The organism is Streptomyces sp. CB01201 (assembly GCF_002803085.1).
Classification (GTDB): Bacteria; Actinomycetota; Actinomycetes; order Streptomycetales; family Streptomycetaceae; genus Streptomyces; species Streptomyces hundungensis.
On the sequence record NZ_NNBJ01000037.1, the window covers coordinates 15,683 to 27,468 of the forward strand.

Below are 11,786 nucleotides of genomic sequence, written 5' to 3' on the forward strand. Positions count from 1 at the left end.
CCCGGCTGGGGCCCGGAGGCGTGGAAACCGTGGGCCCCGGCCGGGTGGCTGTGGTCAGTGCTGTGCGGCCAGTTCGTGGATCTGGTCGGCGAGTCGGCTGTCGAGGCGGCTGACCAGGCCGCCGCCGTGATGCCGCTCGGCGAGCCGGTCGACTTCCTCCTCCAGGCGGCGCGTCGCCATCATCCGCCGGCAGCCGATGCGCATGGCGTAGCCGGTGAGGTTCTCCACGTCGTCGAAGAAGGCCTCCGTGCCCTTGAACAGCGTGGCCGCCTGGTGCTTCCAGAGCGCAGCGTCGCGGACCTCGCCGTTGGAGAGATGGTGCAGGTGCAGGCAGTACGCGGCGCCGCTGTGCCCGGCGCCGGCGGCCAGTTGCCACCAGAACACGGCGCTCTCCGGGTGGTGGGCGAGGTAGAGCGTGCAGGCGAACACGTTGACGCCGGGGATGTCGAGGACGTCGCGGGTCCACCCGTCGAAGCCCGCGGGCGCCGGCCCGTCCTCGCCGTGATCGCCGATGACCGCGGACAGCTCCTCCACGTGGGCCGCGGCCCCGGCCTCCGTCACCGCCAGGCGGGCGACGGCGTCGAGGCGGTGGCGCGCCAGGGAACCATCAGGCTCCTTGGCGGCGGGCGCAATGTATCCGGCGTCTTCCGCGAGGCGTCGCAGTCCGGCCGCGACATCGAACGGCCGGCGCACCTCGCGCGCGGAGATGTCCGCCTCGGCCAGCCGCTTCTCCCAGATACTGCTGCTCACTTCGAGTCCCCCTTCTCGTCTGTCCTGTATGCGCGCTGGTAGAGCGGCGCGAGCCGGTCCCGGGCCCTGCGGCAGTGGTAGTCGACGGTGCTGGGCGTGATCCCCAGGTACCAACTGATGCGCTTGGTGCTGTAGTTCATGATGTAGCGCAGGATGATCACGTCGAACTGGCGCTGCGGCAGCTTGCCCAGGGCTGGGTACAGTCCGATGCCGCTGTCCATCGCGAGCAGTTGCTTCCGGGCGTCGCCCAGGATTTCGTCGATGACGACCTGGCGCAGGATGGCCCAGGTCTGCTGCTGCAGATCGCTCTCCCCCAGCAGGGCGTCCCAGTGCCGCAGTATTTCCAGGAACACCCGGTGCACCGCGCGTTCCGCACGGTCGTTGGTGCGCAGGAACCACAGCGCATAGTCGTGCCATGCCTGCTGGTTCATGAGGTAGTGCGCCTCGAAGTCCAGCGGAAGCCGCAGCGGGGCTTCCACGGGGCTGGAGCCCTCGTCCCTACGGACGTCTTCGAACATGGGTCCTCTTCGTTGAGGGAGTTGGCGGGGCCCGGCGGATGCGCCGGTGTGAGTTCACTCAACCGGCGGATCGGGCCGAACACGCATGCCTGCTCCCACCAAAGTCACTCGCCGGGATTTCCGCGTCGCCCACAGTGATCGTTTGCAGGGAGGAATGCGCGGTGACCTGCGCTGGCGCGAGATTGGTATCGACCACTCCTAAACCGTTGAGTGATCGACGTCACATGCCTGGCCAACGGTCTCACGCGGCGCAGCTCACACTTCCGAGTGAATTTCCCTCAACTGACCCCGGAATAAGCTCAGATCAGGATCGGTGGATCTCGTGCAGCACCGCGACTGCGAGGTCTCCGGCGTGGGCCGGGATCTCCCCTGGGCTGCGTCCGGTCTTGAGCCGACCCGCCGCGGCGCCACCCCCGGCGATCAGGAGCGGACGGTCATCGTGTTGCGAATGGCAAAGGAAACAGTGCAGCCGCGGGGAGAGCGAACGAGTGGGGTTCCATGATGTGCACACTTCTGTAATGTGGTGTGCATGACGGAGACGACGTATTCGATCGTGGAAGCTCGGGCCCGCCTCGGGGCCATCGCCCGTGAGGTCAGCGCTACGCGTGAACCGGTCGCCATCACCGATCACGGTCACACCATCGCCATCCTGGTCAGTCCCGCCGATGCTCTGGAGCTCCAGGAGATGCGGGCCCTGGCGGCCCACCGGGCCCGCCAGGCCAGGGGTGAGGACGCCGGCGTCCCGCACCATGAGGCGTACCGGCGTGTGTTCGGGGATGAGGCGTGAGCTACGAGGTCATCTGGGAACCCGAGGCTCTCGCTCAGGCGGAACAGTTCGCCAAGGACGACCCGGCCGGCGTGCGGCAGGTCTTCACGGCCGTCGACCACCTCGCTGTCGAACCGCGCCCCGAGGGCGCCTTCGGCAGCTCTGACGTGCTGCGCATTCATGTCGGGGTCTACCGGGTGCTGTATGAGATCAGCGATCAGCAGATCCGGGTCAGCGTCATTCACCTGGGACGCCTGCGCTGACCATGAGAGCCGAAGGATTCCCCGGCGGGGCGGGAATGGCGGACACCGACTCGGTGGTGCTGACTGACCGTGTCAGCCGGCGCGTTCTGACGCGCCGTATTCTGCCGGCCGCGACCCATGGCGCGGTCCGTCAGGAGCAGCCTGTCGTGCTGTTCGTGGCCGGTCCGCCGGGCAGTGGGAAGACCGTCGTCGCCGACCTCCTGCACGCGGTGCTCGACCGCCGGGGCGGTGCGGTGCGGGTCTGCAGTGACCTGTACAAGGTCGAGCATCCGGCCTATGCCGAGGCTCTGGCCGAGGACGTCCGCACGGCCGGTGTCCTGGTCCGTGCGGACGCACGTGCCTGGCAGGCCGGGGTCGAGGAACACGTTCGTGAGTGCCCGTTTTCGAAGTTGCTGAAGTGATCTTCTGGTCAGCCCTAGCCTGGGGTGGTGGCCGATGGTGATGGCCGGGCGGTGGTCCGGTACTGCCCGGTCTGTGGTGAACGGCTTCGGCTGGACGCCGGCCCGCGGGCCCGGTTCTGTTCGGCGGTGTGTCGCTCCAGGCACTGGCATCAGGCCCGCCGGGTGCGGGCGAGGGTGGTGGCGTTGACCAAGGCCCGGGACGCCGCGGAGTGTCCGTCGTGCGGGACGCGGTGGACGCCGGGGGTCGAGCATCCGGCGGGCACGGTCTACTGCTCGCCGAGGTGCCGGACAAGGGCCTGGAGGCAGCGACATGAAGCGTCCGGAACAGCGTCACAGTGACGCTGTTATGAACGCCCTATTTGTTCAACTCGCGCCGAGTTTGACCGAGTTGGCGTCATGTCTTGTTGACGATCTCGCGGCGGGAGGACCCTCCGAATGGAGCAAGGGGCCGTGGGTTCCTTGCGGCGCTTCGTGCCGCGCCCGGCCTCGGACAAAGGGGTGGTGTTCCCCATGTCGGAAGAGAAAGTCGGACAGGTTTCCCAGCGCCGTTACGACGAAATCATCTCCGGTGACCGGCAGTTGGTCGCTCAGATCGGCCGCGCGATGTTCACCATCGGCGACCACGCGCTGGAGATCGAGCCGATGCGGCCGGTCGGGGGGTCGGCGCCGACCTCGGACACGCTGTTCGGGGTGAAGGCGTCGTTGCAGATCTATGCCGACGACATCGGCTTGTCGCTCAAGACCGTGTTGCACTACCGGTTCACCTCGCACCGGTGGCCCGTCGGCAAACGCCGCGACGGCGTCTCCCACAAGGTCCACGCCGTGCTGGCCAACATCCCCGACGACGAGGAACGGTTCGCCGCGATCGACAAGGTGCCCGTCGACGAGGTCACCGGGGTGCGGCGGTGGACGGCGGACCTGGCCAAGAAACGGGCCGGCCACCGGCCTGAGCGTCCCGGGACTGTCCAGGAGAAGGTGGAGCGCATCCACGATCTGGCTCTCGACGAGGACGTCGCGGTCACTGCGGCGCGGGACGTGCTGCGGCGGCCGGCGGTGGCGGCGCGGCTGCTCCAGGACATCGACGTGCGCCGCACCCTGAACGATGCCCAGACGCCCGAGCATCGCGTGGAGGCCGTGCACCATGTGGTCACCGACGACGTCGCTGCGGCCAAGCTGGCCTCTGACGTGCTGCGTCGGCCGGAGGTTGCTGCCCGGGTGGCAGCTGATGACCGGGCCCGGCTGGCGGTCAACCGGGCCCAGGTCGAACGCTCGCGCCAACAGGCTGAGGCCTTCCGGCGGGAGTCGCCGGTCGCGCCGGCGATCCGGCGGATCGAGCGGACCGAGGACTTCGTCGATCTGCTCGGCTCGATCCACCGGTTCGTGCGCGAAGCCTCGCAGTCGGTCCCCAAGCTGCGGGGCCGTGAGTGGAGCGGGGACGAGCGCGAGGTCGTTTTGAACAACATCGGCCGTGCTCGGGCGGTACTGGACTGGCTGGAGACCGCGGTGTCCACCGGGCGGGTCGACATGGACGAAGAACTCGCCCGCATGCTGCGGGGTGAGTAGTGGCGCGCAAGCGCTCCCCGGCCGCGGAGCGTCACTCCGAGCTGATTCAGATCGCTCTGCTGGAGGCAGCCCCGTCGGGGCTGCCGTTCAAACGCCTGATGGGAGCCTGTGAGCTGAGTGAGTACCAGACCCGCAGCGGGCTGACCGCCCTGCGTGACCTGGCCGCTCAGAAGGGCTGGCCCCCACTGCTATGGACCCGTGAACGGGGTTACCACTTCTGCGCGAGCGAGATCGAGCTGGAGGAGTGGGAGAGGGCCTGGGTCAGTGAGAAGCTCACCCAGTTCAAGCGGATGATCACGGGCACGCTCGCTCCGCACCTGGCTCTGTTCCCCAGGAGCCGGTGGGCGAACTACCTGAACACGCAGATCGAAGCGGTCAAGGCCACCTTGGAGATGGCAGCCTCACAGAGCGGATGAACCTCCTGTCCCGGGACGCCGAAGCGACCGGAAGGACCGGGGTCCTGGCCGGCTCCCTCCCGCATCAGCCCGGCCAGGACCCCTCCGGTTCACGATGCGCCGATGCAGCTATCCGTCCGACATGACGGACGCCGAATGGGCCCTGTTGGAGCCGCTGTTGCCGCCTCCGGCCTGCGAGACCGGCCGGGGCCGGCCGGAGAAATGGCACCGCCGCGACATCGTCGACGGTATCCGCTATGTCGTCGACAACGGGATCAAGTGGCGGGCGATGCCCGCCGACTACCCACCCTGGCGCACGATCTACGGGTTCGCCCGGCGCTGGGCCGCCACCGGCGTCATCAGCCTCATCCGTGACCACCTCCGGCGGGCCGTCCGGCTCTCCTCCGGCAAGCCCCCGCAGGCCGTCGCCGTGGTCGTCGACTCCCAGAGCGTCAAGGCGTCCGAGACCGTCGGCAAGGACAGCCGCGGCTATGACGGAGCGAAGAAAATCAACGGCCGCAAGAGGCACTTGGTCGTCGACACCCGTGGCCTGGTCCTGCTCGTCATGGTCACCCCGGCCGACATCCAGGACCGCGACGCGGCCAAGGAGATCCTGTTCCGGCTGCACCTGATGCACCCCGAGATTGCCACCGTCTGGGCCGACTCGGCCTATGCCGGACAGCTCGTGACCTGGGCAAAAGACCGTGTGAACATCACCCTTAAAACGGTTCGCAGGCCGCCGAACACCACGGGTTTCATTGTCCTACCCCGCCGCTGGGTCGTCGAACGCTCGCTGTCGTGGATTATGCGGGCCCGCCGACACTGCCGGGACCACGAACGGCTCCCGCAGGTCAGCGAGTTACTGATCACGTGGGCGTCCATCACGCTGATGACCCGCCGCCTCACCCGGAAACCGGCGCGACGGTCGCCACGGGCAACCCCGGCAGCGATGGCCACCGCCGCCTGACGGCCAACATCAATTTCGCGACTGTCGCGACCGTGACCCACCCCACAAGCCCTCACGTCCATCGACGGGCTGCCACCGGCGTCATGTCCACATTCTCCACCCGCTCCAACCCCCAGACCAGACCCCGCTTCAGTCCCCGAAATCGAAATCAGGCACTCACCCGAAAGCCGACACGCCGGCCCACACGGGCATCGACCGCTGCGACCGTGATTGCGGCGGCTGCCTGATCACCATCCATCTCATCGTCGTCACACCGACGGTGCCCAGGATCGCCCGGGGAGCACCCGCCGGGCTGCGCCCGTGGGACGCAGCCCGGGCTGTCACGAGGGGAACCGCTCGGGTCGGAAGTCCGCGAGCAGCTCGTCTCTCTTTCCGCTGAGGATCTCCGAAGCCAGCAGTCGGCCGATCACCGGCCCGAGCGTGATCCCACTGTGGGAAACGGCCTCGTAGTAGCCCGGCACGGACGGCACCGCTCCCACCGAGGGCCATCCGTCGGCAGGGATGGGCCGGTCGACGATTCGTGTCTCTGCGATGCGGGATTTTCCGAGCTCGGGGACGACGTGGCGCGCCGATTCGTGGAGCAGCCGTGCGAGTTGGCCTGGATCTTCGCCTGTGTCAATGAGTGCGTCGATCTCGCGGCTGTGGAGGACGACCGAGGTGTCTCCGGCAGGACGGATCTCGATGTGAGGCGCGTGCATGGCCCGGTGAACGGGGACCTGAGCGCAGTCGATCCTGGCGACGACGCCCGGTTCCCGGCGCATCGGCAAGCGCCGTGCGACGAGCCCTGCGACGTGGGATGCGCTGGGGCCCGCCGCGTTCACGACGATGTCGACGTCGAGACGGCTCCCATCGGACAGAGCAACTGACCGGATGCTTCCATCGGCACCGGTGCCGATGTCGCGTACCGCGTTGCCGGACCGGAGCTCGGCACTGGATGCGACGGCCTGGCTGACCAGGCGACCGACAAGATGGCGTCCGTGCACCCAGGCTTCGTCGGGGTAGAACAGGACTGGTACATCGTCGGGCATCGTGAGAGCCGGTTCGAAGCGGCTGCGGACCTCGGCCCCCGAGTACATCTCGACCCGGTAGTCCCAGCCGGCCAGCAGTTCGGCTGTCTCCAGGAACTTCGCCTCCGCTGCGGGATCGTCTGCCCAGCGCAGGTGGCCGCTGGGATACCACCACGAGTCCGGCCCGATGGTCCCGGCAAGCTCACGGTGGGCTGCCATGCCCGCGACGTTCAGGTCGAAGTAGGACTTGCGCGCGGTCTTGTTGCTCGCGTTGACCCACGAGAAAGACCAGTTCGTGACACCTTCGCCCGGCTGGCCTGCGTCGATGAAGACCACCTCGGCGCCGTGCCGGGACAGGTTCCAGCCCACACTCGCCCCGATGACGCCCACTCCGATGACAGCGACACGTTCAGGCCGCCTCACGGACCCGCTCCCCACGAACGGCCCCTTCCCAGGTCACACGCTCCCGTTTCCAGCTCGGGCACCAACAGTCCTCTCGCCGTACGGCAGATAGACGACAATCACGCTAGCCAGCAAGGCAGACACCTACACCCGAACGCGGGACTTCGGCCAAATCCCCGCTCACCGAGGCCGACCGCCAGCCGTTCGACTTCGGGATCACCCCACGGCCCTTTGGCTCACCTCCGCTATACCCCCACGAGGTCCACGGAATGTGAAACAGGCACTACTGATCTTTTCGTAAGTTTGGTGGGTGTGGTGGCGGTTTAGGTGGGACGCTGTCGGGATGGCTTATCGACCTTCGCATATGGCTGCCGGATCGCGTCTTCCTCCTTTGTCACGACCGCAGTTGGCGGAAGCGCGTCGCGTTCGGGCGGTGGAATTGTTCGAGGAGGGTGTGTCGAACGCGGAGGTTGCGCGGGCGGTAGGGGTGTGTGCCGAGAGCGTGCGGCGATGGCGTCGGGTGTGGGAGAAGGGCGGTGCTTCCGCGTTGCGGNTTTCCAGCTCGGGCACCAACAGTCCTCTCGCCGTACGGCAGATAGACGACAATCACGCTAGCCAGCAAGGCAGACACCTACACCCGAACGCGGGACTTCGGCCAAATCCCCGCTCACCGAGGCCGACCGCCAGCCGTTCGACTTCGGGATCACCCCACGGCCCTTTGGCTCACCTCCGCTATACCCCCACGAGGTCCACGGAATGTGAAACAGGCACTGAGCGCGGGTTCGACGCGGTGGTGGAGACGGCGCTGGCCGATGTGGAGCAGTTCCGCGCGGATGCGGCTGCCTACCGCAGCTCCGGGCACCGTATCGAGGTCGCGGTGGTGGCCACGGCCCCGGCGCTGAGTCAGCTCGGGGCTTTGGACCGCTATCTGGCGGGGAGCTTGCGGTATGTGTCCTGGGAGAACCAGGATCACTGCATCCGGCAGATTCCCGCCGTCCTGGAGGCCATTGAGAGCGAGCGGCTCGCCGACCGGGTCGTGCTGCTGCGCCGGGGCTGTGAGCTGTTGTACGACAACGAGCTGTTGTCGGGCGGGTGGCGCAGGCCGCCGGCGGCCGCGCGCGCCTGGGCGCATGAGGGCGGACGGCCCTGGTCGGCGCGGGAGACGGCGGTGTTCCGGGGAGGGCTTGTGCGGGCCGGCCTGGAGATGGAGCTCGCCCCGCTCGACGAGGACCAGCGCCTGGCGGTGCGCCGGGATGCGGAGCGGGCGGCCGCGCTGGCGGAGCCGGTTCAGCGCCGCGCCCAGGCGAGCACCCGCGCGCCGGGTGTCACCTACCACCGGCTGTCTCCTGACGAGCACAACTGGATCTTTGACGAGCTGCTCGCGCCGGCGTATCTGAGCGGCGTGGTCTCCCGGGACGATCCGCGGGCGGTCTACGTGGTCGGGCAGCCCGGTGCGGGCAAGCTCGCCACCTCACGCATGATCAAGAGGGCCATGCGGCCGGGGGCCACCCGCCTGGAGGGCGACGACTTCAAGGCCGCGCACCCCGACTACTACCAGCTGCTCCAGGACGATCCCCGCGGTGCGGGTGCCGCGATCCGGGCCGACTACCGCGCCTGGTTCACGCGGGCCGAGCGGTATGTGTGCGAGCGGCGCGGCGACGTCCTGATCGAGGCCGCGCCGGGCAGTGCCGCCGAATTCCTCGACAGCGCGCTGCCGTTCGCCTCCGCGGGCTACGCCATCGAGCTCGTACTCCTGGCCGTACGCGAGGCCGACAGCCGTCAGGCGACCGCGCTGCGCTACGCCCGCGCCCTCCAGCTCGGCCTCACCGGCCGCTTCACCTCGAAGAAGGGCCACGCGCAGTGCTTCGCCGCCCTGTCGGACATTGCGGAACGTGCCCAGACACATCCGGCGCATCACCGCGGTGACGGTGATGCGCCGTGGCGGGCACGCGCTGCTGCGCCACGAGGCCGGGGGCGCCGCCCGTATCGCGTGGGCGCTGGCCGCTGAACAACTGCGCCCCTACACCGAGGTGGAGGCCTCGGCTTTCCTCCAGCTCAACGCCGCGCTGCGCAGGGCCCTGCCGCAGCACCGCGCGGAACTGGACGAGATCGCAGCCAGTGCCCGCCCCCTCATGCCGGCCCGTATGCAGCCCGTGCCCGTCGGCCGGGCGCGGCCCTCCATCTGGCCGCTTCCCGTACCGGTGGCGGACTACGACGCCGCGTCAGAACCCTTCTCCCGCAGAGCCTTGAGCCGGGCGGCGTAGAGGGCGGCGATTCGCGCCGTCTCTTCCGGGCCGGCGCCGTCCAGGGCCTGCAGGGCGGTGGTGGCTTCCTTGCGGGCGCCGGTCAGGTGCGCGAGGCGCTCTTCGTCGCGGACCGGGCTGCGGCGCTGGGCGAGGATCTGGGTGTTGTACCAGTTCATCACCTCCTTGACTGCGTCGCGGGCCTGGTCCTCATCGCCGCCGGGCAGGTTGGCGAAGTCCGAGTTGGGGGTCATGGGCTGCTTCCTTCGTGTTGATCTTGGTTGGCTGGTCATTGTCCAGCGGCGCAATCCGGCTCACCAACACCGTCAAGGTGGCGCATTCCCACCAGGCCTGCCCAACGAGCCCACGCCGGGCATAGGTTGGGGGTCCTGTGATCATTTTTCGGGGGTAGGCGTGGCAGGTCGTGATCTGAGGGCACTGTTCAGCACGAACGAGGTCGCGCTGGAGACCTCGGAGGCGTTCACCAACCGCGAAGCCCAATGGGCCGCGGTCGCCGGCGCCCTCACCGAACACCTCCACGCTCTCGCCCGCCCCGGCATCGACCCCGAGGACCTTGAGGCGCCCCGCCGCAACCTGCTGGTCTTCCACGGCGTCGGCGGCATCGGCAAGAGCACCCTGTCGCGCGCCCTGGAGGCCGCCCTCACCGACAGCGAGCGCCGCCCGCCGCAGTGGGGCGCACCGCCGTGGCCGGGCCGGGCGCGGATCCTGCCGATTCGCATCGACCTGGCCCGCTCGACAGGCGTCGACTTCGAGCGCATCGTGCTGTCGCTGCGCCTCGCGCTCGCCCACCTCGGCCGGCCCCTTCCCGCGTTCGACCTCGCGCTGCGCCGGTACTGGGCGCACAACCATCCCGGCGAGCCGCTGGAGGAGTACCTGCGCCGCACCGGCCTGGGAGCGGCGGTGAACAAGGCGCTGCCCGAACAGATCCAGGCGGCGGCCGGCGAAGTCGCGGCCGCGCTGTTGTTGCCCGGGTTCGTCGGCTCCGCGCTCGGACAGGTCACCAACACCCTGGTCACAGCCTTGCGTGAGCGGCGCCAGACCGTGAAGGCGCTGGCGGGCTGCATCCGGCTGGCCGACCTGCTGGAGGCCGAGCCGGACATCGACGCCCTGTCCTACTACCCGCACCTGCTGGCCTGGGAGATCGCCCGCCTGCCCGCGAAGAAGCAGGTGCTCCCGGTGGTGCTGCTCGACACGTTCGAGGACACCGGCGACCGCACCCACCGCGACCTGGAACGGCTGCTCCAGCGGATGGTGTGGCTGATGCCGAACGCGTTCTTCGTCGTCACCGGCCGCAGCCGCCTGCAATGGGCCGACCCGGCGCTCCACGGCCAGCTCGACTACACCGGACCCGCCGCCTGGCCGGGCCTGAACACCCCCGTCCACTCCCCCACCATGTCCGGTCCGGCCGGCGGGCGCCAGATGCTGGTCGGCGACTTCTCCCCCGAAGACAGCGACGACTACCTGGCCCGCCGCCTCACCCGCAACCAGCAGCCCCTCATCGGCCCCGACCTACGGGACGTCATTGCCGCCCGCTCCCACGGCCTGCCCCTCTACCTCGATCTGTCGGTGATGCGGTTCCTGGAACTCCGCCGCCAGGGCGCCACCCCCCAGCCCGCAGACTTCGACGCCGACTTCCCCGCCCTCATCGCCCGCACCCTGCGCGACCTCACCCCAGACGAACGCCACGTCCTGCGCTCCGTCGCCCTCCTGGACGCCTTCGACATCCCCCTCGCCACCGCCGCCGCAGGCCTGGACCGACAAGCGCCGGTCCTGCGCCTGATCGAGCGGCCCTTCGTCCAGGACGACCCGGCCGCCCTGTGGCCCCACCACCTGCACGCCCTGATCCGCTCCACCGTCCGCACCGCCGACGACCAGGCCGACGACCGCTGGTCTCCCACCGACTGGCAGCACGCCGCCGAACGCGCCTTCACCGCCCTGGGCAACCAGGCCACCGGCCCCGATTCAAACCGGCGCCTCCTGGTCGGCCGCCTGCGCCAAGGCCTGCGCCTGGCCCGCGACTTTCACCTGGACCTGGACTGGCTCGCCGACGCCGCCTGGCACTACGTCAGCGACTCCGTATGGGAACCCATCGCCCCTCCCCCACCATCAACGGCCGCGGCAGACACCAGCCCGCAGACCCCGGCCGATGCCCTGGTCGAACTCCTCAACGCACTCGCACGGCGCCAGCACGAACACCGTGAACACACCGCCGCCCGGCTCACCACCGTGATCGACACCGCTCTCCTGCCCACCGCACTGCAGGAAATGGCCGTGTACTACCGGGCGAAGGCCGACCGCGACCTCGGCCACGGCGCCGCCTCCCACGCAGGCATGCAGCACGTAGCAGAAGGCGGCGGCCGCCTCGCCGCGGCCGCCCGCCGCGGCCTGGCCCACTCCGCCCGCCTCGCCGGGGACTTCCCCACCGCGCTAGGCGGTTTCGTTTGGATCAGCGGGCGGACCAGAGGAAGATGCCCGCGATGTGAAGTCCGG

Annotated in this window: 12 protein-coding genes and 1 pseudogene; 9 read left to right on the top strand and 4 right to left on the bottom strand. The window is 69.2% G+C overall.

The window, feature by feature from the left end:
- Positions 1-54 precede the first annotated feature (54 nt).
- Positions 55-750, bottom strand: coding sequence for a hypothetical protein (locus CG740_RS39120; protein WP_100580085.1), 696 nt, complete (start codon positions 748-750; stop codon positions 55-57).
- Positions 747-1,268, bottom strand: a complete 522-nt coding sequence (locus CG740_RS39125) for an RNA polymerase sigma factor (protein WP_100580086.1) — start codon at positions 1,266-1,268, stop codon at positions 747-749. Before CG740_RS39125 ends, CG740_RS39120 begins: the two co-directional genes overlap by 4 nt.
- A gap of 529 nt (positions 1,269-1,797) precedes the next feature.
- On the opposite strand from CG740_RS39125, the gene CG740_RS39130 reads away from it, so the two are divergent.
- The 6 genes from CG740_RS39130 to CG740_RS39155 all read left to right on the top strand — a co-directional run bounded on the left by CG740_RS39130 (position 1,798) and on the right by CG740_RS39155 (position 5,623).
- On the top strand, positions 1,798-2,055 hold the full coding sequence (locus tag CG740_RS39130) for a type II toxin-antitoxin system Phd/YefM family antitoxin (protein ID WP_100580093.1): 258 nt from the start codon (positions 1,798-1,800) through the stop codon (positions 2,053-2,055).
- A complete protein-coding gene (locus tag CG740_RS39135; RefSeq protein ID WP_100580087.1) occupies positions 2,052-2,297 on the top strand; it encodes a type II toxin-antitoxin system RelE family toxin in 246 nt (81 codons plus the stop codon). The genes CG740_RS39130 and CG740_RS39135 overlap by 4 nt, the downstream gene beginning before the upstream one ends.
- A gap of 35 nt (positions 2,298-2,332) precedes the next feature.
- Positions 2,333-2,698: a zeta toxin family protein gene (locus CG740_RS39140; RefSeq protein WP_199846721.1), complete on the top strand. Its 366-nt coding sequence runs from the start codon at positions 2,333-2,335 to the stop codon at positions 2,696-2,698.
- A 435-nt stretch (positions 2,699-3,133) separates the two neighbouring features.
- Positions 3,134-4,261: a DUF6192 family protein gene (locus tag CG740_RS39145; RefSeq protein ID WP_234376768.1), complete on the top strand. Its 1,128-nt coding sequence runs from the start codon at positions 3,134-3,136 to the stop codon at positions 4,259-4,261.
- Positions 4,261-4,677 (top strand): RacP protein, encoded by a 417-nt coding sequence (locus CG740_RS39150; RefSeq protein ID WP_100580088.1) that lies wholly within the window; start codon positions 4,261-4,263, stop codon positions 4,675-4,677. Before CG740_RS39145 ends, CG740_RS39150 begins: the two co-directional genes overlap by 1 nt.
- A gap of 94 nt (positions 4,678-4,771) precedes the next feature.
- Complete coding sequence (locus CG740_RS39155) at positions 4,772-5,623, top strand: IS5 family transposase (protein ID WP_100580089.1); 852 nt, start codon at positions 4,772-4,774, stop codon at positions 5,621-5,623.
- 320 nt (positions 5,624-5,943) lie between these two features.
- Here the strand turns inward: CG740_RS39155 and CG740_RS39160 are convergent, their stop codons facing one another.
- Complete coding sequence (locus tag CG740_RS39160) at positions 5,944-7,068, bottom strand: NAD(P)/FAD-dependent oxidoreductase (RefSeq protein ID WP_267895451.1); 1,125 nt, start codon at positions 7,066-7,068, stop codon at positions 5,944-5,946.
- Between the two features lie 328 nt (positions 7,069-7,396).
- Here CG740_RS39160 and CG740_RS42075 point away from each other — a divergent pair.
- A pseudogene (locus CG740_RS42075) lies at positions 7,397-7,588 on the top strand (helix-turn-helix domain-containing protein); the annotation flags it as partial.
- A gap of 234 nt (positions 7,589-7,822) precedes the next feature.
- Positions 7,823-9,040, top strand: coding sequence for a zeta toxin family protein (locus CG740_RS39165; RefSeq protein ID WP_234376770.1), 1,218 nt, complete (start codon positions 7,823-7,825; stop codon positions 9,038-9,040).
- 201 nt (positions 9,041-9,241) lie between these two features.
- On the opposite strand, the gene CG740_RS39170 is transcribed toward CG740_RS39165, so the two are convergent.
- On the bottom strand, positions 9,242-9,529 hold the full coding sequence (locus CG740_RS39170) for a hypothetical protein (protein WP_100580091.1): 288 nt from the start codon (positions 9,527-9,529) through the stop codon (positions 9,242-9,244).
- Positions 9,530-9,689: 160 nt separating this feature from the next.
- Here CG740_RS39170 and CG740_RS39175 point away from each other — a divergent pair.
- Positions 9,690-11,786 (top strand): ATP/GTP-binding protein (locus CG740_RS39175; protein WP_234376771.1); only part of this gene is annotated, 2,097 nt, incomplete at its 3' end.